22 protein-coding genes and 4 tRNA genes are annotated in these 26,776 nt (G+C 30.3%); 21 read left to right on the top strand and 5 right to left on the bottom strand.

What is annotated here, in order from left to right; genetic code table 11:
* The first annotated feature begins 13 nt into the window (after positions 1-13).
* From VJY38_RS03435 to VJY38_RS03405, 7 genes are all read left to right on the top strand, one after another.
* Positions 14-652 (top strand): protein-L-isoaspartate(D-aspartate) O-methyltransferase, encoded by a 639-nt coding sequence (locus VJY38_RS03435; RefSeq protein ID WP_353679269.1) that lies wholly within the window; start codon positions 14-16, stop codon positions 650-652.
* The gene (gene miaA, locus VJY38_RS03430) at positions 637-1,569 is read left to right on the top strand and encodes a tRNA (adenosine(37)-N6)-dimethylallyltransferase MiaA (RefSeq protein WP_353679268.1); all 933 of its coding nucleotides are present in this window, start codon (positions 637-639) and stop codon (positions 1,567-1,569) included. Before VJY38_RS03435 ends, miaA begins: the two co-directional genes overlap by 16 nt.
* 100 nt (positions 1,570-1,669) lie before the next feature.
* Positions 1,670-2,771, top strand: a protein-coding gene (gene prfB, locus VJY38_RS03425; protein WP_353679267.1) for a peptide chain release factor 2 whose coding sequence is annotated in 2 segments (ribosomal slippage) — positions 1,670-1,738 and positions 1,740-2,771 — 1,101 coding nt in all. Because the reading frame shifts where the segments join, the coding sequence is not laid out codon by codon here.
* A gap of 32 nt (positions 2,772-2,803) precedes the next feature.
* Positions 2,804-3,121, top strand: a complete 318-nt coding sequence (locus VJY38_RS03420) for a Crp/Fnr family transcriptional regulator (protein ID WP_353679266.1) — start codon at positions 2,804-2,806, stop codon at positions 3,119-3,121.
* 12 nt (positions 3,122-3,133) lie between these two features.
* Positions 3,134-3,547: a secondary thiamine-phosphate synthase enzyme YjbQ gene (locus tag VJY38_RS03415; RefSeq protein WP_353679265.1), complete on the top strand. Its 414-nt coding sequence runs from the start codon at positions 3,134-3,136 to the stop codon at positions 3,545-3,547.
* 3 nt (positions 3,548-3,550) lie between these two features.
* Positions 3,551-4,327 (top strand): glycosyltransferase family 2 protein, encoded by a 777-nt coding sequence (locus VJY38_RS03410; protein ID WP_353679264.1) that lies wholly within the window; start codon positions 3,551-3,553, stop codon positions 4,325-4,327.
* Positions 4,299-4,658 (top strand): MGMT family protein, encoded by a 360-nt coding sequence (locus VJY38_RS03405; protein WP_353679263.1) that lies wholly within the window; start codon positions 4,299-4,301, stop codon positions 4,656-4,658. Before VJY38_RS03410 ends, VJY38_RS03405 begins: the two co-directional genes overlap by 29 nt.
* Here the strand turns inward: VJY38_RS03405 and VJY38_RS03400 are convergent.
* Both VJY38_RS03400 and VJY38_RS03395 read right to left on the bottom strand, forming a co-directional pair.
* On the bottom strand, positions 4,635-5,531 hold the full coding sequence (locus VJY38_RS03400; RefSeq protein ID WP_353679262.1) for a toast rack family protein: 897 nt from the start codon (positions 5,529-5,531) through the stop codon (positions 4,635-4,637). The two genes, VJY38_RS03405 and VJY38_RS03400, sit on opposite strands and share 24 nt — an antisense overlap.
* An 11-nt stretch (positions 5,532-5,542) precedes the next feature.
* The gene (locus VJY38_RS03395) at positions 5,543-5,971 is read right to left on the bottom strand and encodes a PspC domain-containing protein (protein WP_353679261.1); all 429 of its coding nucleotides are present in this window, start codon (positions 5,969-5,971) and stop codon (positions 5,543-5,545) included.
* A gap of 109 nt (positions 5,972-6,080) precedes the next feature.
* Between VJY38_RS03395 and VJY38_RS03390 the strand changes: the two genes are divergently transcribed.
* From VJY38_RS03390 to VJY38_RS03350, 9 genes are all read left to right on the top strand, one after another.
* Positions 6,081-7,724 (top strand): NAD+ synthase, encoded by a 1,644-nt coding sequence (locus tag VJY38_RS03390; protein ID WP_353679260.1) that lies wholly within the window; start codon positions 6,081-6,083, stop codon positions 7,722-7,724.
* Between the two features lie 35 nt (positions 7,725-7,759).
* Entirely contained in the window at positions 7,760-9,514 is a 1,755-nt protein-coding gene (locus VJY38_RS03385; RefSeq protein ID WP_353679259.1) for a protein-disulfide reductase DsbD family protein, read from the top strand.
* A 79-nt stretch (positions 9,515-9,593) separates the two neighbouring features.
* A complete protein-coding gene (locus VJY38_RS03380; protein WP_353679258.1) occupies positions 9,594-11,435 on the top strand; it encodes a 2-oxoacid:acceptor oxidoreductase subunit alpha in 1,842 nt (613 codons plus the stop codon).
* Positions 11,425-12,465: a 2-oxoacid:ferredoxin oxidoreductase subunit beta gene (locus VJY38_RS03375; protein ID WP_353679257.1), complete on the top strand. Its 1,041-nt coding sequence runs from the start codon at positions 11,425-11,427 to the stop codon at positions 12,463-12,465. The genes VJY38_RS03380 and VJY38_RS03375 overlap by 11 nt, the downstream gene beginning before the upstream one ends.
* A 106-nt stretch (positions 12,466-12,571) precedes the next feature.
* Entirely contained in the window at positions 12,572-13,558 is a 987-nt protein-coding gene (locus VJY38_RS03370; RefSeq protein ID WP_353679256.1) for a DHH family phosphoesterase, read from the top strand.
* A gap of 2 nt (positions 13,559-13,560) precedes the next feature.
* Positions 13,561-15,057 carry a leucyl aminopeptidase gene (locus tag VJY38_RS03365; protein WP_353679255.1) on the top strand — a complete coding sequence of 499 codons (1,497 nt, stop codon included), beginning with the start codon at positions 13,561-13,563 and terminating at the stop codon, positions 15,055-15,057.
* A 148-nt stretch (positions 15,058-15,205) separates the two neighbouring features.
* On the top strand, positions 15,206-17,368 hold the full coding sequence (locus tag VJY38_RS03360) for an Ig-like domain-containing protein (protein WP_353679254.1): 2,163 nt from the start codon (positions 15,206-15,208) through the stop codon (positions 17,366-17,368).
* Between the two features lie 160 nt (positions 17,369-17,528).
* A complete protein-coding gene (locus tag VJY38_RS03355) occupies positions 17,529-20,114 on the top strand; it encodes a M14 family metallopeptidase (RefSeq protein ID WP_353679253.1) in 2,586 nt (861 codons plus the stop codon).
* A gap of 38 nt (positions 20,115-20,152) precedes the next feature.
* Complete coding sequence (locus tag VJY38_RS03350) at positions 20,153-21,604, top strand: cyclic nucleotide-binding domain-containing protein (RefSeq protein WP_353679252.1); 1,452 nt, start codon at positions 20,153-20,155, stop codon at positions 21,602-21,604.
* A gap of 25 nt (positions 21,605-21,629) precedes the next feature.
* On the opposite strand, the gene VJY38_RS03345 is transcribed toward VJY38_RS03350, so the two are convergent.
* Genes VJY38_RS03345 through VJY38_RS03335 form a run of 3 tightly spaced genes read right to left on the bottom strand, consistent with a single transcriptional unit; the run spans position 21,630 to position 24,738 of the window.
* The gene (locus VJY38_RS03345; protein ID WP_353679251.1) at positions 21,630-22,310 is read right to left on the bottom strand and encodes an ABC transporter ATP-binding protein; all 681 of its coding nucleotides are present in this window, start codon (positions 22,308-22,310) and stop codon (positions 21,630-21,632) included.
* Position 22,311: 1 nt separating this feature from the next.
* Positions 22,312-23,541, bottom strand: coding sequence for an FtsX-like permease family protein (locus tag VJY38_RS03340; RefSeq protein ID WP_353679250.1), 1,230 nt, complete (start codon positions 23,539-23,541; stop codon positions 22,312-22,314).
* A 3-nt stretch (positions 23,542-23,544) separates the two neighbouring features.
* A complete protein-coding gene (locus VJY38_RS03335; RefSeq protein ID WP_353679249.1) occupies positions 23,545-24,738 on the bottom strand; it encodes an ABC transporter permease in 1,194 nt (397 codons plus the stop codon).
* Between the two features lie 234 nt (positions 24,739-24,972).
* On the opposite strand from VJY38_RS03335, the gene VJY38_RS03330 reads away from it, so the two are divergent.
* The 5 genes from VJY38_RS03330 to VJY38_RS03310 all read left to right on the top strand — a co-directional run bounded on the left by VJY38_RS03330 (position 24,973) and on the right by VJY38_RS03310 (position 26,749).
* Positions 24,973-25,050 (top strand) — tRNA-Pro (locus tag VJY38_RS03330).
* A gap of 59 nt (positions 25,051-25,109) precedes the next feature.
* Positions 25,110-25,186: transfer RNA gene (locus tag VJY38_RS03325), tRNA-Arg, on the top strand.
* Positions 25,187-25,221: 35 nt separating this feature from the next.
* Positions 25,222-25,297 (top strand) — tRNA-His (locus VJY38_RS03320).
* Between the two features lie 14 nt (positions 25,298-25,311).
* Positions 25,312-25,383, top strand: a tRNA-Glu gene (locus VJY38_RS03315).
* A 574-nt stretch (positions 25,384-25,957) separates the two neighbouring features.
* Positions 25,958-26,749 (top strand): lysophospholipid acyltransferase family protein, encoded by a 792-nt coding sequence (locus VJY38_RS03310; RefSeq protein ID WP_353679248.1) that lies wholly within the window; start codon positions 25,958-25,960, stop codon positions 26,747-26,749.
* The last annotated feature ends 27 nt before the right edge of the window (positions 26,750-26,776 follow it).

Here is a 26,776-nt window from a genome sequence, read left to right as displayed (position 1 = left end):
ATTTATTTTAGAAATGTTTGAAGAAGATAGATTAGAATTAGTTAATAGTTTAAGAAAAAAAGGGATTACAGATGAGCGTGTACTTGATGCAATGCTTAAAGTAGAACGCCATTTATTTGTTCCCGAAGCTGTTCGACATCATGCTTATAAAGATATTGCTCTTCCAATTGGATATGGACAGACTATTTCGCAACCATATACTGTAGCAATAATGACACAAGCATTAAAAGTTCAACCAGGTCATAAGGTTTTAGAAATTGGTACAGGCTCTGGATATCAAGCTGCAATATTATATGAAATGGGGGCAAAGGTTTTTACTATTGAAAGAAATTATGAACTTTATAATAGAGCACTTAAAATTTTTGATGAATTGAATTTAAGAATAGCAGCACGCTGTAGTGATGGAACTATTGGTTGGGAAGAATTTTCTCCTTACGATAGAATTATTGTTACAGCTGGAAGTCCCTCAATTCCCAAAAACTTAAAAAAACAACTTGCTATTGATGGAATATTAGTTATACCAGTTGGCGATCGTCAAACACAGGTTTTAAAAATTCTTACAAAAATTTCTGAAGAAGAATTTCGAGTTAATGAAATCCCTTATTTTGCATTTGTACCCCTGGTTGGAAAAGAAGGATGGAACGGAAAGTAATTGTTATAGTTGGACCAACCTGCTCTGGTAAAACTAAGGTTGCAATTAACCTTGCTCTTAATTTAAATACAGAAATAATTTCGGCTGATAGTAGACAGATTTATAAATATTTATCTATTGGTACAGCAAAACCTTCACAAAAAGAATTAATGATAGTAAAACATCATTTTATTGACTTATTAAATCCCGATGAAGATTACAATGTTAGTAGATATGAAGAAGATGCATTAAAAGTTATTGAGAATTTATTATCTCAAAATAAAATACCTATTGTTGCTGGTGGCTCTGGATTATATGTTAAAGCAATTGTCGATGGAATATTTAATGATGTAGATGTAGATGAAGAATTTCGCAGAGAACTGAAAGAAAAAAGAGAAAAATATGGCAACGAATTTTTGTATAATATGTTGAAAGATGTTGATCCTATTAGTGCATCAAAAATGTTACCTCAAAATTGGAAAAGAGTTATGAGAGCACTCGAAGTTTATCATTTAACTGGTAAACCAATCTGGCATTTCCATAAAGAATATAAAAGAAATGTAGATTATGATTTTTTACAATTTGGTTTGCTGTGGAATAGAGAAACTCTCTATAAAAATATTGAAAGTAGAGTAGACGAGATGATAAATGCTGGATTGGTTGAAGAAGTTAAAAATATTTTATCTTCAGGTTTTACAAAAAATTTAAATGCACTTAATACGGTTGGATATAAAGAAATAATTTCATATCTGGAAAATGAAATTACACTTGATGAAGCAATATCACTTATTAAAAGAAACACCAGAAGATTTGCTAAACGTCAGATGACATGGTTCAGAAAAGATAAACGAATTAAATGGATAAATGTTAATAGTTCTGAAGAATTAGATAATATTCATAATTTAATATTAGAAGAAGCTTCACTAAAAATTTCATAAATATTATATATTTTCTTGCACCACATCATATCAAAATAAATGATAAATTTGTAAGTATAAATTTTGATTTATTAATACATTTTTAAAAAAAGGAGAAAAGATGTTTGAAGAACAATTAAAATTGCTTAACGAAATGGAAGAGAAAATAAAAAACTTGAGAGGTTATCTTTAAATTGGATGAAAAAGAAAAACAAATTTTAGAAATACAAAAAAAGTCAGAAGCACCTGATTTCTGGAACGATCAAAAAAATGCTCAGGCTTTATTGCAAAAAGCAAAATCTCTTCAGGTTTGGGTGGATTCATGGAATGAACTCGATAAAAAAGAAAAACATCTTAGAGAATTTATCGAACTTGCTCAATCAGAAAATGATGAATCTCTGGCAGCAGAAATAGAAAAAGAACTTGCAGAGATTCAAAAAAGCTACTCAGAGCTTGAATTAAAAAGCATGCTTAGTGGTAAAGATGATGATAAAAATTGCATATTAACAATTCATTCTGGAGCTGGTGGAACTGAAGCTCAGGATTGGGCAGAAATGTTGATGAGAATGTATTTACGATGGGGTGAACAAAATGGTTATAAAATGACTTTAATCGATTATCTCGAAGGTGAAGGTGCTGGAATTAAAAGTGTTACTATTGAGGTTGAAGGTCCATTTGCTTATGGTTATTTAAAAGCAGAAAATGGAGTGCATAGACTTGTTCGAATTTCTCCATTTGATGCTAATAAAAGAAGACATACATCTTTTGCTTCTGTTTTTGTAATCCCCGAAGTTGATGATACAATCGAAATAGAAATTAATCCAGCTGATTTAAGAATCGATACATTTCGATCTGGTGGTAAAGGTGGACAAAATGTAAATAAAGTTGAAACTGCTGTAAGAATTACACATATTCCAACTGGAATTGTTGTGTCCTGTCAAACTGAACGTTCACAATTGCAAAATAAAACAAATGCAATGAAATTACTTAAAGCAAAACTTTATCAACTTGAATTAGAAAAACAACAGGCAGAATTGAGTGAATATGAAAAAAATAAACTAAAGATTGAATGGGGAAGTCAAATTCGTTCTTATGTTTTTCATCCATATAATCTTGTAAAAGATCATAGAACTGGTTATGAAACATCCGATACACAGGCAGTAATGGACGGAGATATTAATAACTTCATAAAAGAATATCTTCTTAAGTTCTCACAAAATTAAAGGACTATTTCATGTCTCGTCTAAGAAGTTTTATGAAAGGTGAACTGATAGCAAACGAAGGAGAAAAAGCAAATAAACTTTTTGTACTTGTTGATGGTAAAGTTGGAATTTATAAAAATGGGATTAAGATTAGAGAGTTTGATAAAGAAGGAACTATTCTTGGTGAGATGAGCTTAATATTGAAAAAACCAAGAACAGCATCAATACTGGCAATAACTGATGTAGAACTCATCGAAGTTGAAGGTGAAATTGAAGATATAATTAAGCAATATCCTGATATATCCTATAAACTTATCTATAGTCTTGCAGAAAGACTTGCAAAACTAACCGATGAAATTTCTCAACAATAAGAGAGTTGTTTTATGAAAAGTTATACTGAATATTTATGGTTTAATACAGCTAAAAGAAGAGAATATATAAATATAACTTCTGATGTCGAAAAAGCATTAAAGAAAAGTGGTATTAAAGAAGGAATGGTGTTAGTATCTGCTATGCATATTACAGCTGGAGTTTATGTTAATGACGCAGAAAGTGGTTTAATTCAAGATATTGATGAATGGCTCGAAAAACTTGCCCCCTTTAATCCAAACTATCGACATCATAGAACAGGTGAAGATAATGGAGATGCTCACCTTAAAAGTTTATTGATTCATCACGAAGTTATAATTCCAGTTACAGATGGTAAACTTGATTTTGGTCCATGGCAACAGGTTTATTATGCAGAATTTGATGGACAGAGAAGAAAAAGAGTAATTATTAAAATTATTGGAGAGTAATTATTGAATAATAAAAGAAAAAAGCTCTCCGTTATTATTATTACTTATAACGAAGAAAAAAATATTCAGGATTGTCTTGAAAGTGTAAAATGGGCAGATGAAATTGTGATTGTGGATGCAGAAAGCAATGACTCAACAATTGAAATTGCTAAAAAATATACAGATAATATTTTCATTCGCAAATGGGAAGGATATTCTTCTCAACGAAAGTTCTCTCTGGAAAAAGCAAATAATGAATGGGTTTTAAGTCTCGATGCAGATGAAAGAGTTTCAAATAAATTAAAAAATGAAATTGAATTTATTTTATCAAACGATAATGATTTTAATGGTTATTTTATTCCACGTCTTAATTTTTTTAATCACAAAGAAATTAAAACCTGTTTCTGGTATCCTGATTATCAATTAAGATTATTCAAAAAAAATTTTGCAGGTGTTATAGATAGAAAAGTGCATGAAGGTTTTGAAGTAACTGGAAAAATTGGTTATTTGAAGAGTGATATAATTCATAAAGCACATCAAAATTTTAACGATACTTTTCGTAAAATAAATATTTATTCACATCTGCAAGCACAAGAAAAGATTAATTCAAAAAAAGTAAAAGCAAGAGATTTAATATTGCATCCTTTGGCTGCATTTTTAAACCATTTTATTTCAAGAAAAGGATACAAAGATGGAATCTATGGTTTAATGGTCTCTTTAATACACATGATGACAAATATGATGACATATATGAAAATATGGGAATTGCAAAATGTCGAAAATAAAGATGAAAGAAAGTGAAAAAGATTTTTTTGATAGAGTGTATAAAATAGTAGCAAAAATTCCAGAAGGAAAAGTAACTACGTATGGTGCTATTGCAGAAGCATGCGGCATTCGTTCAGCTGCAAGAACTGTTGGATGGGCTTTAAATAGTGCAAAAAATAGTAATTTACCCTGTCATAGAGTTGTAAATCGTTTTGGTGCTTTAACAGGAAGATTACATTTTGGCGACCCTGATTTAATGGAAGAACTTTTACGAGCCGAAGGAATCGAGTTTGATGAAAATAAATGTGTAAATATGAAAAAACATTTCTGGCAACCCGAAAAGTTAGTATCTGATAATTTTGAATGATGATACTCCTCCATTTATTCTAATGGATATCTTTTTCTGGGCATTTTCATAATCTGGTGTTTCATATAAATCTGAATCAACTTTCTTTAGACCATCTAAATCTCTGCTCATAAGTACCATATCACCTTCGAGACGACACCCAGAATTTTTAGGAACATAAATTTTAATTTTTGCAGCTCCTATATCAATATCAACATCAGTTGAATCGTATTTATCTCCTAATTTCAAAATTACATTTGATGCACCTGTGTTTAATTGAATATTACGAACTCTGTAATGAGATAAATCCAGTTTTGCTTTGGCAGCACCAAAATTCAGGTCGATATCCCATACTGGTTTTTCATTTAAATTAATTAAGAGATTATTTTTTACTTTGTTAATTGGAAAATTAAAAGTGTTTTTTTCGAGTCTTAAATCAATATAACAAGAACTATCTGTCTTGCTTGTTTCAAAATCGTAATCTGCCCAGCTTCCATAACTGTTACATAAAATTAATTTATCTGTGGTTTCTGCAATTTCAAAATAACCAGCACCCGATTTAAAATCTAATTCAGCATATTTTATAGAATCATTATAATCTTCTGCATAAGTCTGGTAAACTTGATTATAATCATTTGTCCAGTCGAAATTAGAAAATGTATTTGAAACTATACCAAAAAGCATCACGGCTAAATAAATTCCAGTAAGCGAACTCAGTATTGGCTTTGCAATAGTATTTTTGAATATTATTAATCCACCCCAGAGAATGAAAATCAATGGCCAGATGTCCCAAACAAAAGAGAAATCTGTATTAATAAAATTATATTTAGTTAAAAGGAATAATGAGCCTATTGTAATTAAAAAGAAACCCCATGACAATTGCTTACTTTTCATTTCACACCTCATTATTTAGATACTGAATTCCATATTAAAAGAACTCCGATTATGATTAATGTTATTGGTATAATATCTTCAAAACAAAATGAAGGAATAAATCTTTCGGCTAAGAACAGTAAACCAATGATTATTAGAATAATTCCAATAACAGTTCTGCCTTTCCCATTTTTTCTGGATTCAAAAATTGTCTGAGATTGTTGTGGTTCTTGATTATCTTTTTTTTCTTCTTGATTGATGTTATACGCAAGTTCTAATGGTTCTTCTGGGATAATAATCCAGAGAATTATATAAAGTAAAATCCCAATTCCATTAATTAGAGTAATCAAAACAAAAATTACTCTCATAAGAATTGGATCTAATCCAAAATACTCAGCTAAGCCACCTGCTACGCCACCGAGTACTCTAAATTTTCTCGAACGATATAATTTTTTTGGCATATCAACCTCCAGCAAAAATTAGTCTGATTATTAAGACGCATTAATATAGAAAAGGTTTGAATTCTTATATATACTTACTAATTTTCTTTAAACAAAAAAAATAATTTTTATGAAAATAGCTATCTGTCAATACAATAACATAATTGGAGATATCAAAGGTAATACAAAAAAAATTCTTAAAGGATATCAAAAAGGAATTAATGATGGAGTTGATATTGTAATTTTTCCCGAATTATTTCTTTGTGGTTATCCACCACTTGATTTAGTTGAAAAAAGAGAATTCAGAGAAGCAATAAGAAATGCTACCGAAGAAATTGCTAAACAGACAACAGATGTTGGACTTATTTTTGGAACCATAACAGAAGATTACGAAGAATTAATTGGAACAGGTGTTTACAACTCAGCTGTGTTATGCTACAATGGAAAGATTCAATTTGTTCAGAGTAAATCATTAATTCCCAATTATGATGTATTTGACGAAGTTAGATACTTTGAACCTGCAAAAGAAGTAAATATTCATGAGTTTAAGAATGAAAAACTTGGCATATCAATTTGTGAAGACATCTGGAATGATGAAGACTACTGGAAAAAACGTCGATATCCAGTCGATCCTGTTCAAAAGCAAGTAGAACTTGGAGCAACTCTTTTAATAAATATTTCTGCAAGTCCTTATGCATATGGGAAAAGAAAACTTCGTTATAATATGCTGAGTGTTCTTACAAGAACAGATAAATTACCACTTGTTTATGTTTGTTATGTTGGTGCACAAACAGAATTAATTTTTGATGGTGCAAGTATGTGTTTTGATTCAAATGGAAGATTGTGCATGCTGGGGAAAGCTTTTCAGGAAGATTATTTTGTTTTTGATACTAAAAAGAATTATAATGAAATTAACCATGTTGAAGATATTTTTGAAGAAGAAGCACTAAATGCATTGATTCTGGGAATTAGAGATTATGCACGTAAAACTGGTTTTGAAAAAGCATTGGTTGGATTAAGTGGTGGTATCGATTCTGCTTTGGTAACTTATTTAGCTGTTCAGGCACTCGGCAAAGAAAATGTTCATGTTGTTTTAATGCCTTCAGAATTTTCAAGTAAAGGAAGTATAGAAGATTCTGAGAAACTTATTCGAAATTTAGGCATCTCATCAGAGAAAATTTCAATACAATCTGTATTTAATGAAATTCTACGAGTGCTTAATAGTTCTTTTAGAGGAAAGCAGCCAGATTTAACTGAAGAAAATATTCAGGCAAGAATAAGAGGAATGTTTTTGATGGCATTATCTAATAAGCATGGTTATCTACTTTGTGCAACTGGAAATAAATCGGAACTTGCAACTGGTTATGCTACGTTGTATGGTGATATGTGTGGAGCACTTGCAGTAATTGGAGATGTTTATAAAACTCAGGTTTATAAAATTGTGAATTACATAAATCGTGACAAAGAGATTATTCCAAAGGAAATAATAAATAAAGCTCCTTCCGCAGAGTTAAGACCAAATCAAAAAGATCAGGATACGCTCCCACCTTACGATTTACTCGATAAAATTTTAAAAATGTATCTCGAAGAACAAAAAGAATTTAAAGAAATTTCAGAAGCAATTGGAGAACCTGAAACTGTTTTGAAAGTATTAAATATGGTAGATCGAAATGAATTTAAAAGAAAGCAAGCAGCACCTGTGCTCAGAATATCAACAAAAGCTTTTGGATATGGAAGAAGATATCCTATAGTTCAGGGCTGGAGAAAGTTATAAATCTTAAATTAACATTATTAACTCAAAGGTAGTATATGTTAAAGCAAATATTGTTTCTAATTTTTTTTGTTTTAGCAGGAATTAATTATTCTCAATTTAATTCCAGCGATATTGTAACAATTGAATTAATAAGCGGGCAGGATAATGCTCATCAGAATTCTAATTTCAAATTTGCTATAAAAGTGTCGATAAAAAATTCATGGCATATAAATTCAGATAAACCAAACGAAGATTTCTTAATCCCAACTCGAGTTATTTCACTTGATAATAAATTTCCACTGGCTAATGTTTATTTCCCAAAACCAAAAGAATTAAAATTTAGTTTTTCAGAAAAACCAGTCTCTGTATTTGATGGTGAAATTTTTATTGCTGGATTAATTCGAATTGATCCAGATATTCCACTGGGCACATATAAAATTCCAATTCATTTAAATTACCAGGCATGTAATAACGAAAGTTGTATGCCGCCAGCAAAAGTTATTGATACTCTCCAAATCAATATTGTTAGTAATTCAATAAAAGTAAATGAAATTAATGAAAGCATTTTTAATAAAATTAATTTTGAAGAAAGCAATGCAAATAAAAATAATGATAATTCAATTGGTTCTTTACTTGAATCAAATGGAATAGTTTTAAGTTTGCTATTTATATTTCTGGGAGGATTGGCTCTTAATTTAACTCCCTGTGTTTATCCTTTAATTCCAATTACAATTGGATATTTTGGAGGTCAGAGCGAAGGAAGAACAAGTAGATTGTTATTATTAGGTTCTCTTTACATTTTAGGAATGGCAATAACTTATTCAATAATTGGAGTTATAACATCTTTAAGTGGAGCAGTATTTGGAACGCTTCTTCAAAAACCTATTGTAATGATTGCTATTTCATTATTGTTTGTTGTTTTATCGTTGAGCCAGTTTGGTGTGTATGAATTCAGACTTCCTGATAAATGGGTGATGAAAGCTGGTGGTGCAAAGGCTGGTTTATTTGGTTCACTCTTTATGGGATTAACTATGGGTATAGTTGCTGCTCCGTGTATTGGTCCATTTGTACTTGGTCTTGTAACGTATGTGGCTGCAAAGGGAGATCCATATTATGGATTCTTAATGTTTTTTGTTCTGGCTCTTGGATTGGGAACTCCATATCTGTTACTTGCAATATTTTCTGGTAAAATCAAAAAGTTACCTCGAGCTGGCGATTGGATGGAAGGTGTAAAACATATTTTTGGATTTTTATTACTTGGTATGGCTATTTACTTTATACAGCCTCTTTTCTCCAAGGATATTAATGTTTACTTCTTACCAGCTTTTGGTATTATTGCTGCTTTGTATCTTTTAATAATTGATAGAATGGGGAATAAGGTTTTCAGTTTTAAATTGTTCAAAATAATTTTTTCATTGATTGTTATAGGAATTTCTATTTATTCAATTATGCCTGCAGAAAAATTATCTCCAAACTGGAGGGAGTATACAGAAGAAGATTTTCAAGAAGCACTTTTGAACAAACAAAAAATTGTTATTGATTTTTATGCCGATTGGTGTATTCCCTGTAAAGAATTAGATGCACTTACTTTTTCTGATAAAAGAGTAATTAATGAACTGAAAAACTATATAACTTTTAAGGTTGATATGACACAAACACTTTCAGAAAAAAATGATATAATTCGTAAAAAGTTTAATATTGTAGGTATGCCAACTGTTTTAATTATTGATTCTAAAGGAAATGAAGTTGAAAGGCTTACAGGTTTTGTTAATTCTGATGAATTTCTTAAAAAACTTCAAAGAGTTAAATAAATTTCGGGTATTTTATTTATTAATTTATTTTATATTTTTAAACAGATAAAAAGTATAATTATTTAATTAAGAGAAAAAAATGGCAAAGGTAATTCAAATAGTTGAAGATGTAACAGTAAGATTTGCTGGTGACTCTGGCGATGGAATGCAGTTAACCGGCTCTCAATTTACTGATACTACAGCAGTAGTAGGTAATGATTTAAGTACACTTCCAGATTTCCCTGCTGAAATTCGAGCCCCTGCTGGCTCACTTTCTGGTGTAAGTGGATTTCAATTACATTTTAGCAGTAAAGATATTCAAACTCCAGGTGATACACCTGATGTTCTTGTAGCAATGAATCCGGCTGCACTAAAAGTTAATCTTAAGGATTTAAAACCAAATGCAACTATAATAATAAATTCCAGTGCATTTGATTCAAAAAATCTTAGATTAGCAAATTATGAAACCAATCCACTCGAGGATGGTTCACTTTCAGGATATAATGTTATTCCTGTTCCACTCACACAACTTACAATGTCTGCTCTGGAAGATTTAAATTTATCGACTAAAGAAAAAGAAAGATGTAAAAACTTTTTTGCATTAGGATTGATGTACTGGATGTTTAATCGTCCCATTGATATTACAATGAGATGGATTGAAACAAAATTTAAAAATAGGCCAGAGTTAGTCGAAGCAAATAAAAGAGCATTACAGGCAGGTTATAATTATGGCGATACTACCGAAATTTTCACAACAAGATATGAAATAAAAGCTGCTAAACTTCCTAAAGGAATTTATCGTAATATTTCAGGTAACGAAGCAACAGCTCTGGGATTCGTTACAGCATCCTTAAAAAGTGGTTTAAAACTATTTCTTGGTTCTTATCCTATTACACCAGCATCAGAAATTTTACAGGAACTGAGCAAATATAAAGAATATGATGTAATAACATTTCAGGCTGAAGATGAAATATCTGGAATCTCTGCTGCTATTGGTGCAGCATTTGCAGGAGCACTGGCTATTACAACAACATCTGGTCCAGGTTTTTCACTTAAAACAGAAGCACTTGGTTTAGCTGTAATGACTGAACTTCCACTTGTTGTTGTTGATGTTCAAAGAAGTGGTCCAAGTACAGGAATGCCTACAAAAACTGAACAGGCAGATTTACTTCAAGCAATGTTTGGTAGACATGGAGAAGCTCCTTTAGTAGTCTTAGCTGCTCAAAGTCCAGCAGATTGTTTCTATATGGCTATCGAAGCTTCAAAAATTGCAATCGAACATATGACACCAGTTATATTGTTAACTGATGGTTATTTAGCCTTTGGTTCAGAACCACTCCGAATTCCAAAATTTGAAGAATTGCCCGAAATAAAAGTTAATTTTAGAACCGATCCAACAAACTTTTATCCATATCAGCGAGATGAAAATTTAGTTCGTCCATGGGCTATACCAGGTACACCTGGACTGGAACATCGTATTGGTGGTCTTGAGAAAAGAAATATTTATGGAAATATTAGCTATGAACCTGAAAATCATGAAGAGATGGTTCGTGTAAGAAAACAAAAAGTTGATAATGTTCAAAAAGTAATTCCAGATTTGGTAGTTGAAGGAGAACAGGAAGGGGAACTTTTAGTTCTAAGTTGGGGTAGCACATATGGTGCAATTAAAGAAGCAATCGAAAATATTAAATCGAAAGGTTATAAAGCTTCGCAGGCTCATTTACGTTATATAAATCCATTCCCTAAAAATTTAGGAGATGTTTTAAATAGATTTAAAAAGATTTTGATTCCTGAACTTAATATGGGTCATTTAGCGTTTATTATAAGAAGCAAATTTTTGAAAGATGTAATACAATTAAATAAAGTTCAAGGACGTCCATTCAAGGTATCAGAAATTGAAAATAAGATTATCGAGGTCTTAGGAGGAAAAAATGGAAAATAAAATAGATGAAATAAAAACTCAGGTTAAGTATACTGCAAAAGATTTTGCATCGGATGTTGATGTAAAATGGTGTCCGGGTTGCGGTGATTATTCAATACTTGCCCAAACTCAAAGAACATCTCCGGATTTTGGAGAACTTAAAGAAAATATTGTTTGGATTTCAGGAATTGGTTGTTCAAGCCGATTTCCATATTATATGGGAACTTATGGTTTCCACGGAATTCATGGTAGAGCGGCGGCAATAGCAACTGGAGTAAAACTTGTAAATCCAAAATTACAGGTCTGGATTGCTACCGGCGATGGTGATATGTTGAGTATTGGTGGTAATCACTTTATTCATGCATGTAGAAAAAATATTAATCTGAAAATCGTATTATTTAATAATCAAATTTATGGTTTAACAAAAGGTCAATATTCTCCTACTTCAGAAAAAGGGAAAATTACAAAATCATCACCTTATGGAACAGTTGAGTTTCCTTTTAATGCAATAAAACTTGCTGATGCTGCAGGTGCAACTTTTATTGCACGAACTATTGACCGCGAAACCAAACATATGCAGGAAATGCTTTTAAGAGCTTCTAAACATGTTGGACTTGCATTTATAGAAGTATACCAAAACTGCGTGATTTTTAATGATGGAGCTTTCTCTCATCTTACAGATAAAGAAACTAAAGCCGATAATCTTCTCGTACTTGAACATGGTAAACCACTGGTATTTGGTGCTAATAAAGATAAAGGAATTAAACTCGATGGATTAAATCCTGTTGTAATTAACCTTAATGATGGAGTTCATTCAATTAATGATTGCTGGGTACATGATGAATTTGATGCTAATCCAACACGTGGTTTCATTCTTTCAAGATTTACAGATATTCCTGGTTTACCTACTCCTATTGGTGTTTTCCGTCAATTCAATAAACCTACATTCGATGGAGATTATATGAAGCAAATTGAAGAGGTGAAATCTAAAAAAGGCAAAGGTACGTATGAAAAATTGATGTTCAACAATAATATCTGGGAAGTAAATTAAATATTTAATAAAAACCAAAGAATTTTAAGGGGCGAAGTATTTACTTCGCCTTTTTATTTTTTTCTGGTATGCATATCTTTACTTTTCAAAATTATTATAAAATATTATGAATAATTACAATGTTCTTAAAGAAATAATTTTAAATAATAATTCTTTTATTTTAACAACTCACGTCAATCCAGATGCTGATGCAATCGGTTCTGAATTGGCTCTTTATTTAGTTCTAAAACAACTCAATAGAAAAGTACACGTAATAAATCATAGTGCCACTCCATATAATCTGGAATTTCTTGACGAAGAAAATGTAATACAAAAATTCAATTTTGAATTACACGAGAAAATTTTTAATGAAACTGATGTATTAATTTTTGTTGACTTAAACCGTGTAAATAGAGTTGTTAAACTGGAAGATTGTGTCAAAAACTTTAAAGGTATTAAAATTTGTATAGACCATCACCAGGATCCGGAAAATTTTTTCGATTATATTTTTGGCGGAACTGAATATTCTGCTACTGGTGAAATTATTTATGATTTTATAAAAGAAACATCAATTGTAAATATTGATTACAAAATTGCATATCAACTCTATGCAGCAATTATGACCGACACCGGTTCATTTCGTTATGAACGAACCACACCAAAATTGCATAAAATTGTTGCCGAACTTCTTGAAACAGGTGTAAATCCTACAGAAGTCTATGAAAAAATTTATAACCAGTTCAACTTTGAGAGAATTAAACTATTAGGGAAAGCATTAAATTCCATTGAGCTGGATTCTTCTAAAAAAATTGCTTATATGACAATTACTCTACAAGATCAATTATTTTATAATACAACTGAAGATGACATAGATGGATTTGTTTCTTATTGTCTTTCGATTAAAGGTGTATTAATTGGAATTTTATTTTATGAAATGAATGATGGAGTAAAGATTAGTTTTAGATCCAAAGGCGATATTAATGTAAATAAACTTGCAGAAGAATTTGGTGGTGGTGGTCATATTAATGCATCTGGTTCTCGACTCTATAATGTTCAACTGAATGAAATAAAAGATAAAGTTATTGCTGCTGCACAAAATTATATTAAGGAGTAAAAATGCTTTTTAAACTAAAATTCAAATCAGAAGGCGATTACATAAGTTTCAAAGAAAATTCTTCTCTAATTAAATTTTTTGTAGATAGTGATCAACTAAAAAATCAGCTTGATAATTTTTTTGAATCGCTGGGACTTAAGATAAGTGAACTTCAAAAAAATAATTTCCTTGATAAAAAAAATGATGTACTGACATATTATAATAATGAAGGAGAACCTTCAATAATTTTTTTAAAGAAAGTAAAATTAGATAAAGAATTTAATTGTGATTTTTTTAGAAATTATTTTGCAGGACTGATTCCATCACTGGTAAATAAAAAACTAAAAGAACTTCATATAGTTACACCAATCCTTGAACCATTCAAAAATTATTTTGATAGTATAGATTATCTTATACAAACAATACTGGAAGGAATTGCTTTAGGGAATTATACATTTGATAAATATAAAAGTGATAAAAAAAATCCAGAAGACTTATTAGTTAGTATACATTTTACAGATTCAGCAATTGTTAAAAGAATAATTGAGAGTTCTGAAAAAATAATGTCTGCTGTTTATTTTGCTCGTGATTTAGTTAATGAACCTTCCGCAGTTTTAACTCCATTAGAATTTGCAAGAAGAACAAAATTGGAACTTCAGAAATATGGTTTAAGTGTGAAAATATTTGATGAGAAAGAATTAAAGAAAAGAAAGATGAATGCAATTCTAACTGTAGGAAAAGGGAGTAAAAATAAGCCGTGTATGATTGTAATTCATTATAAACCTGAAATTAAAACCAGAAGAAAAATTGTACTTGTAGGAAAAGGTGTAACATACGATTCAGGTGGATTATCAATAAAACCAACGGGTAGTATGATTGATATGAAAGCAGATATGTCCGGTGGTGCTCTTGTGGTTGGTGTAATAAAAGCAGCAGCACAATTAAAAATGCCTGTTGAATTAATTGGTATAATCCCAGCAGTTGAAAATATGCCAGGAGGAAATTCTTATAAACCTGGTGATGTAATTATTTCAGCTTCGGGAAAAAGCATTGAAGTAAAAGATACAGATGCAGAAGGAAGAATTATTCTGGCAGATGCACTTTATTATGCATCTCAACAAAAACCTGATGAAATTATTGACTTTGCTACTTTAACCGGAGCTTGTGCTGTTGCACTTGGTGAAATAGCAGCTGGATTGTTTACTTCTTATGATGAACTTGCTGAAAGGTTACTAAAAGCTGGATTTAAAACATACGAAAGACTATGGCGTATGCCTTTCTGGAATGATTATAAATCAATGATAAAAAGTGAAATAGCAGATGTAGCTAATCTTGGTCCTCGCTGGGGTGGTGCAATTACAGCTGGAAAATTTTTAGAACATTTTGTAGATGAAAAAATTCCCTGGGCTCATATTGATATTGCAGGTCCTGCAATAAAACATAGAGCAAATAACTATACTCATAAATACGATACTGCTTTTGGTGTACGACTAATGATTGAATATTTAAGAAGCTTATAAATTCTTTTGAAATAATTTATCTTATTAATAATTTTTTATCATTATAATAATTCCTGCCATACAATAAATTGCCAAATTTAAAAGCTCTTTTTCAAATAAATTTGGCATTCTAATTGACTAATTACTATTAAAAATAGTTGGAGTCAAAATGAAGTTTTATACAATACTCTTTGCTTTTTTATTTTTTAGTGTTATAAATGCTCAGAATAACAGAATAAGATACAACAATCAGGATTTATTTCTAAGTGGAACCAATTTGGCATGGTTAAGTTTTGCTCGCGATATTGGTACTGGAAGTACTGACTTCAATACTTTTGCAGATATTTTTCTTACAATTCATGAAAATGGAGGTAATGTTGTTCGCTGGTGGCTTCATACCGATGGTACAGCAACTCCCCAATTTGATAATTCAGGTTATGTAGTTGGTCCTGGTGTAACTACAATATCGGATTTGAAAAAAGTACTTGACCTTGCGTGGGAAAGAGAAATTGGAGTCATTCTCACTCTGTGGTCTTTTGATATGCTTCGTTCCAATAAATCTGCAACAGTTTTAGAAAGAAATAGAAAATTATTACTTGATACAAATTATACTCGCTCGTACATTAATAATTCTTTAATACCAATGGTTGATTCTTTAAAAGGTCATCCAGCAATTGTTGCCTGGGAAATATTTAATGAACCTGAGGGGATGAGTAATGAATATGGCTGGCCAGAAATTCAACATGTACCAATGTCTGCAATTCAAAGATTTGTGAATTTATGTGCAGGTGCAATTCATCGAACAGATCCAGCAGCAAAAGTTACAAATGGCTCCTGGCATATACAAGTATTAACAGATATTACTCCACCGCAATTGACTAAGTTAAGTGCAGAATATGCTTATATGAGTGACATTGATAAGAAAGATATGGAAAATCGTTTTTATAAAAAATATGGTTTTTATTTGACAGCGGATCAAATTATAAAGCATTATGAGAAAGTAATGAGTATTCAAAATTATAACTATTATACTGATGAAAGATTAATTGCTACTGGGGGTGATAAAGATGGTAAACTGGATTTTTATACATTTCACTATTATGACTGGGCAGGAAAAAATTATTCACCATTTCATAGACCTGCAAGTATATGGGCTCTCGATAAACCTCTTGTAGTGGCTGAATTTCATGTTAAAGAAACTTTTGGCGTTCCTAAAGATTATCTCTATGTAACTCTTTATAATTATGGATATGCTGGTGCACTTGCATGGTCATGGACAGATAATCAAGTAACAAATGTAAATGATATTTTAAAGAATCTTAAATTTATGTGGGATAATTATAAAAATGATGTGGACATAATTGGTATTGGAGGAGATTGGCCAGTTGTTACTTTAACAAATCCAGCTAATAATTCACAATTTCCTGAAGGTGCATCAATTCAAGTTGAAGCCACTGCTTATGATAATGATGGTTCAATTGCACTTGTAGAATTTTTTGCGAACGATACACTTAAAATAGGTGAAGATTCAACCGAACCTTATTCTATTACATGGTCAAATGTAAAATCCGGAATTTATAAATTAACAGCAGTTGCTATAGATAATCAGGGCCATAAAAGAACATCTAACAAAGTTGAGATTACTGTAGGTACACCACAATTTATAAGATTAGAAGCAGAGGCAGCTTCAAAACAGGGAAATGGTATTACTGTTATTGCAGATAAAAGTGCCAGTAAAGGATTTTGCGTTGATGCAAGAACTCAAACCGGAACAATTACATGGACACTTCAAAATGTTCCAGTAGCAGGTAAATATGAAATTAGATTTGGATATAAACTTGCATACGATACACCAAAAGGGCAATATATAAATGTAAATGGTGTTAGAGTAGCTGAATTAATGTTTGATGGTCCTACAAATGTTTGGCTGGAAAAAGAATTAATGGTTGATCTTGTACAGGGAAAAAATACAATTCAGATGGAGCTCTTCTGGGGCTGGATGCAAATTGATTATTTAGCAGTACCAAGTATATTGGTAACCAGTGTAGAAACTATAACAGGTATTCCAAATTCTTTCTCTTTGAGTCAAAATTATCCCAATCCTTTTAATCCATCTACAGTTATAGATTATCAAATACCTGTTCAAAGCAAAGTTGATTTAAAGGTATATGATATTCTTGGAAGAGAAGTAGCAGTTCTTGTTGATGAAATTCAAAACCCAGGAAATTATAGAGTTACATTCAATGCAAGTAATCTATCAAGCGGAGTTTATTATTATAGATTGAAAGCAAATAATTATTCTGAATCAAAGAAAATGATTCTGTTGAAATAAAATTTATGGGCTGAAGGGAAATATCATAAAATCCTTCAGCCCTTTTTCATATTACTCATCTATTCATTCCTGGAAATTCACTTCGAAATTTTTTTATGTCATTTATAAAATCATTTTCATAAATTCATTTTGCATAATTCAGTTATCAATGAGGTTAATAATGAAAAAGCTAATTCTACAGGCAATACTTATTATTACTTCTCTTTGTTATGCACAACATTTGAAATCACCCGAAGAATTTCTTGGATTTAAAGTAGGTGAAGATTATAAAATTGCAAATTATGAAACAATTCAAAGTTACTTCAAACATCTTGCTCAATTTTCAAATAAAATAATTTATCAGGAAATCGGGAAAACTTCTCTTAGACGAGATATGTTTATGGCTGTAATAAGTTCAGAAGAAAATATTAAAAATGTAAATAAGTATAGAGCAATTATCAAAAAACTTTCTGACCCCAGAAAAATTAATGATGAAGAAGCTAAGTTACTTGCTAAAGAAGGAAAAATCATTATTCTGGTAACATGTAATATTCATTCTACAGAAATTGCATCTTCACAGATGTCAATGGAATTAGCATATAATCTAATTACTTCTAAATCGCAACCAGAAATTATTAATGCATTGAATAATGTGATTTTTATTTTAATGCCTTCAATAAATCCAGATGGTACATCAATGATTGTTGATTGGTATTACAAAAATTTGAATACCGAATACGATGGAGCACAAATGCCATGGTTGTATCATGTGTACTCGGGACACGATAATAATCGTGATTGGTTTATGTTTAATTTACCTGAAACAAGAAATGTAATTAAAGTAGCTTATCATGATTGGATTCCACAAATATGGCTCGATGAACATCAGATGGGAAGTAATGGTGCAAGATTATTTTTAGTACCATACAGAGATCCTATAAATCCAAATGTTAATCCATTAATCTGGAGATGGCAAAGTGTTATAGGAAGTCTAACAGCAACTTATCTTGAAAAACTTGGTTTTAATGGAATAATCAGTCATGCATTATTCGAAGCATGGTGGGAAGGTCCTGCAAGTGATTGTGGATTGTGGCATAATCAAATAGCATTGCTATCCGAAATGGCAAGTTGCAATATTGCAAGTCCAATTTATATTGACCCATCTGAAGTAAAAGTTACAAATGAAATAACTACTTACGATGTAAGAATAAATTACCCTAATCCATGGCGTGGTGGATGGTGGAGATTAAGAGATATTGTTAATTATGAATTAGCATTAACAGAAGCACTTATTAAAATATCTTCGGATTATAAAGAAGAATTGTTACTTAATTTTTATAATATGGCAAAAACAGCAATCGAGAAAGGGAAAACAGAAAAACCTTTTGCATATATAATCCCGCGTGAACAAAATGATCCTGTTACAACATCAAAAATGATAGAAATTCTTCAGCTCGGTGGCGTTGAAGTTAATTTTGTTGATAAAGAATTTCGTATCGATAATGTTATTTATCCTGCAAATAGTTATGTAATTTATTTAGCTCAACCAAATGGTAGATATGTTAAAGATTTATTTGAAGAACAAAATTATCCTGATCTAAGAAAATCAAAAAATGAAAATCCTATTGTACCTTATGATGTAGCTGGATGGACACTCCCTTATTTAATGGGAGTGAAATTCTATCAAGTAGATAAACCTTTTGAAATTAATTCTCAAATAATAACTGAACCATTATATCAAGTAGGAAAGATTAATGGAAAACAGGGGAAATATTTTATTGCAAGAGCTGGACTTAATGTAAATTCAACATTAATAAATCGACTGCATAAAAATAATATACCAGTTTACTGGAATGTTGAAAAATTATTAATAAATGGAAATACTTATAATCAAGGCTCTGTAGTTGTTGAGATATCTGAAAAGTCAAAAGAAATAATAGAAAAAGCTGCAAATAACTTACACATACAATTTGATATTGTAGATAATATTGCTAAAGAAAAATTAAAAGAGATTAAAAAAGTTAATGTTGCATTATATCAACCATGGACAGCAAATATGGACGAAGGCTGGACAAGATTATTACTCGAGAATTATGAATTCAATTTTGTTACAATTCATAATAAAGATTTTAAGGATAAGAATCTCAAACAGAAGTATGATGTAATTATTATTCCAGATATGACTGGAGAAGTAATAAAAAATGGAAAACCAGGTGGAGAAGCAGCAAGATTTTATAGACCCAAACCACCAGAATATGATAGTGGGATTGGGAAAGTTGGTCTGGAAAATTTAAAGAAATTTGTAGAAAATGATGGTGGCTATTTAATAACTCTGGGAGAAGCTTGCAATTTTGCAATCGAAGATTTGCAATTGCGTGTAACAAATGTACTTAAAAATCTTAAAAGTAATGAATTCTTTTGCCCTGGCTCATTATTGAAAATTCAAGTAGATAATTCAAATCCAATCGGTTTTGGTTTGGAAGAAGAAACTGTTGCATATGTTAGTGATAATATTGCATTTAATACAACAATACCATTTGGTGTTTATGATAGAAATATTGTTGTACGTTTTCCTGATAAAGATTTATTGAAATCTGGCTTTTTACTTGGTGAAGAAAATTTATATAAAAAAGCAGCAATTGTAGATTTAAAACAGAAGAAAGGTCATGTAATTTTAATGGGGATAAAAGTGCAGAATCGCCATTGGACTTTTGGTACATTTAAATTACTTTTTAATGCAATACACTCAGCAGGACTTCGATCATAAATTTTTTATAATTAGAAAAATATTCGAAAGGACATTGAATGAAGAGTAAAAATATTCAATTAATTGTTTTAGCAATTATTTTTTGTTTAACAGGAACTTTAATAATTACTGATACTTTCCTTGTAACTAAAAGTGATTATAAAATTTATCCCGTTGATTATGTTTTCATGGTAGTTATAAATATTTTGTTCTGGTATTCTTTTGCTTATTTATTCAATTATGCTATTAACTATTTTATCTGGGGGAAAATATTTAAAATCACAGTCGGTAAAATTAATCTGGAGTGGATTAAAGAAATAGTCTCTTCGCTTATATATACTGTTGCAACTGCAATTTTAATAAAAAATATTTTCTGGATTCAATTAAATCTATTCTGGTTTATAGTCTATTTATTACTGTTTCTTGTAATCATTGCATTAAGACCTAAATTACTTTCTGTCTTTCCAAAAGAAGCATTTGCTCGTGTTAAACCTTTTAATGTCGGTGATTGGATTTCTATAAAAAATAGAGATGGTAATGTTTTGTTGCTTGGAAAAGTACAAAATATTTCTCGTGGCTTTGTATTGATGAAAAATGAAAATAATAATCTTGTCTTTATACCTATGAGTTTTTTTGCTAATTCAATTATAGAGAATTATACATCAGATAACGACTATTCAAAATTCAGCACTAAAATTTGCATTGATCACAGTGTTCCAGTCGAGAGAGTAAAAAGAATTTTGTTATCTGCACTTGAACAAATATTTCAGGAGTATAAAATTACAGATGCACCTGAACCGCAGGTATTGATAAACGATGTGAATGAAAACGGAATTGTTTATGAATTAATTTACTGGATAAAACAGTGGACAGAAGTAAATCCAAAAGAATTTAATGATGTGATATTAAATACTTCATTGAAAAATCTTTATTATGCTGGTATATATCCAGCATATAGAAAGAGTGATATTTATATCGGGAATTATCAATACAAATATTATAATGTAAATTCTGTTGAAGACCGTAAGAAAATACTTAAAAATATTGACTTATTTAGCTTGCTGAAAGAAGATGAACTAAATTCAATAGCAACGAATGTGTATATAAGAACATTTAGAAAAAATGATGTAATTATTGAAGAAGGTAAAGAAGGTGATTCGATGTTTATACTTGTTGAAGGTTTATTAAATGTTTTTGTTAAAAACAATGAAGGTCTTGATGTTTATGTTGGAAATATTTCTGCTGGAGATTTCTTTGGTGAGATGTCTTTATTTACAGGTGAACCACGTTCTGCAACAATTAGAGCCAGAACAGATTGTTTGATATTTGAGATTGATAAAGAAATTATTTCTCCCATCATTCATAATAGAAATCAACTTGTTGAAGAATTTGGAAGAGTAATTGCAGAACGTCAGGCAATTAATATAGACAGAATAGCTGCATCACAAATACATGAAAAGTCGTTAATAAGAGAAATTGTGGATAGAATTAAGAGATTCTTTAACCTTTAGAAAATATTAAATAATAGATTTTAAGTTACACAGTAATAACGCCATCTTTTATTTCATAAACATAATCTCCAAATTCTATAAGTTGTGGATTGTGTGTAACAATTAAAAATGTTAAACCTAAGTTCTTATTTAATTCAACAAACAGGTTGTGAATTATTTCGCCATTTTGAGAATCAAGATTACCTGTTGGTTCATCTGCAAAAATAATTGATGGATTATTTGCAAGAGCTCTTGCAATAGCAACTCTCTGTTGTTCTCCACCAGATAATTCAGAAGGTTTATGATGCATTCTGTCTTTAAGTCCAACTAATTCAAGAAGTTCTTCTGCACGTTTATTTGCTTGTTTTAATGTTGTTCCATTTATCATCATAGGAATTGCAACATTTTCAAGAGCATCAAATTCTGGTAATAGATGATGAAACTGAAATACAAAGCCAATATTTTTATTTCTAAAAGATGATAATTTATCGTCACTCATCTTAAAAATATCTATTCCTTTAATTTTAACTTCGCCACTATCTGGCAAATCAAGTCCACTTAAAATGTGGAGTAAAGTACTTTTACCAGCTCCCGAAGCACCAACTATTAAAGTGATTTTATGTTCTACAATGTTTAAAGAAATTCCTTTAAGTATCTCTAATTTTTTTTCTTTTGTTTTATAAAATGACTTTCTGATGTCTTTTGCTTCGATGATGTAATTATTCATTTCATTCATATTTTATTGAGTCAATTATTATTGTATTTGCTGCTCTTTTTGCTGGATAGAGTGAAGCAATAAATGAAAGAAACATCGACATTAAACTCACAGCTATAACATCTGTAAATTTAATCTTAACAGGCATAGCATTAATAATATATTTTTCTGGATCTAATGGATAAAAATTATATTTAATCTGAAGGTAACAAATTAAGAGTCCAATTGTTAATCCTAAGATTGTACCAATTATTCCTACTAAAATTCCTTCGAACATGAAAATTTTTAAAATCGATTTTTTCTCCAGTCCAATTGAACGAAGTATTCCAATATCTTTCTTTTTCTCCAAGACGGTCATTGTTAAAGAAGCAAAAATATTAAAAGTGGCAACAGCAATTATTAAACTCAGCAATATGTATGCTGACCATCGCTCGATCGTCATTACACTATAAAGGTCTTTATGAAGATCGTACCATGTATTGATAGAAAATAAATTAGCATGCAAAATATTCTGAAGTTCCTTTTTTACTTTTTCTGAGTTCTCAATTTTGTCTAATCGAATTTCGTAACCTGTATAATTATTTTTCAAACCAAATAATCTTTGAGCAGATTTCAATGAAGTAAAAGCATAAGAAACATCATAGTCTCGATTATTTGTTTCGAATAAACCAGTAATTATAAATTTTCTTGTTAATGGTATTGTAAAAGTTGTTATTGTTTTTTCAATATTATAAGCAGAAGTAACATAAATTGTATCACCAATTCGTGCTGAAAGTCGCAATGCAAGTGGTAAACTTAAAATTATTTTATCTTCGTTTGACTTACTTTCAAGATCGAATTTACCGCTAATAATTTTTGTTGGAATCCCCCATTTTTCATTTTTTAATGAAGCTGGAATTCCTTTTACAGTAACTATTTCATAACTTCTTTTATTTAATATAATAGTCTTACCTTCTGCATAGGGATAAAAAGTTTTAATACTTGAAATATTCTTAAGAGATGATTCTAATTCATTAATTTTTGAAAATCCTTTTTCATCAATAACAGAAATACGAATATGTGGATCAAAACTTATCAGTATTGATGTAACCAGTGAACCAAATCCATTGAAAACAGAAAGAACTATAATTAATGCAGCTACACCAATTGCAATCCCTAATGTTGATAGAAAAGAGATTATTGTAATTAAATTTAATTTATGCTTTGCTCTTAAATATCTTTTTGCTATAAATAATTCTACCATACTTTAATCAAATCTTATTGCTGAAATTGGTTGAACTTTTGTTGCAATGTAAGCTGGAAGTAATGAAGCTATGAAAGATATCAATATAGTAATCGTAGAGACAAGTAAATAATTATCAATCGAAATGTACAGTGGTACTTTAGTAACAAAATAAATTTTTTCTGGAAGAGAAATTACATTAAATTTTTCTTGAATAATAGTCAGTATGTAAGCCAGTAAATTTCCAAGTAGTAATCCTGATATTGTTAAATATGCACCATGAATTAGAAATATTTTTAGAATTAATTTTCTATTTGCACCAAGAGAACGAAGAATTCCTATTACATTGGTTCTTTCAAGTATAATCATTAATAATGTACCTACAATATTAAATACAGCAACAAAAATTATTAAGCCAAGAATAATTGGAATTGGTTCTTTTTGAAGTTCAAGCCATGTAAATATGTTTTGATGAATATTAAAAACAGTTTGAACATAATAAGGATAACCAAGATAATCCTGAAGTTTATCAGAAATCATATTTATTTTTGAAATATCATTTAGTTTAATATTGTATCCAGAAATTTCATTTTTCATTCCGAATAATTCCTGAGCAGTAGAAAAATCAACATATGCATTCATATCATCATATTCTGCCATTCCACTTTCATAAATTCCTTTTACAGTAAATTGCATTATTGAAGGTGGATTATCTTGTGTTGGAATTTGATCATGTTTTAATGAGAATATAGTTACTCTATCACCAGGTTTTACGAAGAGTTTTTCTGCCAATTTTTTTCCGAGTATTATTTCATTGTTACTCAAATTTATATCGCCATCAATGATGTATTTTTTTAGAGTGATATCGAGTGATTCCCTTTTTAATCCATTTATTGTAATTCCATCTGTAAATTTTTTCGATTTAATAATAGCTAATTTTGAAATGAATGGATGAATTATTTTAATCTGTGGAAAGTCACGAAGAATATATCTCTCAACATCAATTAAGTCAGGTAAATTTCGTTTTCCAAAAGAAGAAACTTTGATATGATAATTTAGATTAATGATTTTCTCTGAAACTACTTTTTGAAATCCATCGAGTATAGTCAATGCGATTATAACTACACATACGCCAATAGCAATTCCAGAGATTGTTATCAATGATATTGTAGAAATAAATCGAGAATCTTTTTTTGACTTAAGGTACTTTCTTGCCACATAGAATGAGATAAACATAAGACTTAAGTAATAAGTTATTACAAAAATAGGGATAAATGAAATTATAAACTTAATAAAGAATCTGTGAATAAAAATTAAATTTAATTTTCAATTGATAAATAAAAGTAATAAATACAGATCTACATGTTTATTAAATTGACATTTCTTTTCTAAAACTATATTTTTGAAAGCCAAATTATTGAATATAAGTAATTGTTTTTTTGAATTGATAGACGGGGAGTAGCTCAGCCCGGCTAGAGCGCTTGGTTTGGGACCAAGAAGTCGCAGGTTCGAATCCTGTCTCCCCGACCAGATTTGTTCTTTAATTTATTGTAAAGCTACTTGCTCATCATTTTGAAAAATTTTAAAATGCGCCAGTAGCTCAATAGGATAGAGCATCAGCCTTCTAAGCTGAGGGTTAGTGGTTCGAGTCCACTCTGGCGTACCAATCAACCATTATTGTGAATAATAAAAAGTTTAAATGGTGAGCATAGCTCAGTTGGTTAGAGCATCTGGTTGTGGCCCAGAAGGTCATGGGTTCAAGTCCCATTGCTCACCCTCCATTAAATTTTTGGCCCCATCGTCTAACGGTTAGGACATCACTCTTTCAAGGTGAAAATACGGGTTCGATTCCCGTTGGGGTCACAATACCACTCTAAGTAATTCCCCCCAAAAAAAATTATTTACTCTTTCAAGGTGAAAATACGGGTTCTCCCAAAGGGATTCCTATGGAAGATTCCCGTTGGGGTCACCATATCTGAATCTCATAATAATTCCAAGATAAAATAAATCACTCTTTCAAGGTGAAAATAGGGTTCTCCCGAAGGGATTCCTATGGAAGATTCCCGTTGGGGTCACAATACCACTCTAAGTAATTCCCCCAAAAAAATTATTTACTCTTTCAAGGTGAAAAGTACGGGTTCTCCCAGTGGGAGATCTCCCAAAGGAATTCCTAGACATTCCCATTGGGGTTATATAAAAAATTTAATTTTTGTAGAATTAATCACCTATCGAAATGCCTATTAAATCAATTTTTAGATTGGCTTTCTATAAGTAAAATCGTAGAAACTTTTTATTTTGAAAAACAACCTTTCTGCCAGTAGATAATTTTTGTAAACTCGAATTTATTCAATAACATTAATTCAACTTATGCTATAATGTAGTCGATTTTGTTATTTCTCATTTTATATATTAAATATTAAAAAAAATAGTTTTACTTATGAATGAAGTAATAGCTAATAAAGATGAATATAAAACATCTCGTAAAATTTCTAAGAGAATTTTCCCATCACTTTATTTTTATTTCAAACACTTAATTCCAATTGTCTATCGTTGTAACCGTCTTGCCGTAAAAGGAATTTATGATGATGAGGAATGGATTGCATCATCACTTGATATAATGAGAGGACTTGAGAAAAGTGGAATTAACTTTCACATAACGGGCATGAATAATTTAAAGGCAGTTGAAGGTCCCGTTGTTTTTGTATCTAATCACATGAGTATTTTAGAGACTTTTATTTTTCCGTCTATTATTCATCCAGTAAAGAAAATTGTATTTGTAATGAAAGAAGAGTTAGTAAGGTTTCCAGTATTTGGTCCAGTGTCTGCTGCAAGAGATCCAATTTTAGTTTCGAGAAATAATCCAAGAGAAGATTTGATGGCTGTATTAAATCAGGGTAGTGAAAGATTAGCCAGAGGTAAATCCGTTGTAATTTTTCCACAGAGAACAAGAACTCAGTTTTTAAATCCTTCATCATTTAATACACTGGGAATAAAATTAGCCAGACGAAATAATGTTCCAATAATTCCTGTAGCTCTGGTAACAGATGCATGGAGCAATGGAAAATATTTAAAAGATTTTGGGAAAATAGATCCAAAAAGAGAAGTAAAAATTTGTTTTGGTGAACCAATTAAAATTTCTGGCAATGGAAGTGAAGAACATCAAAAAGTAATTGATTTTATAAAAAGTAAATTTGTTGAATGGGGTAGAAACGAATTAATAAGAGAATAATTATTCTTGTTATTTAGCATAATTAAA

Origin of the sequence: Rosettibacter firmus, assembly GCF_036860695.1 — a bacterium.
Classification (GTDB): domain Bacteria; phylum Bacteroidota; class Ignavibacteria; order Ignavibacteriales; family Melioribacteraceae; genus Rosettibacter; species Rosettibacter firmus.
This window is presented reverse-complemented; position numbering and strand designations above follow the sequence as displayed.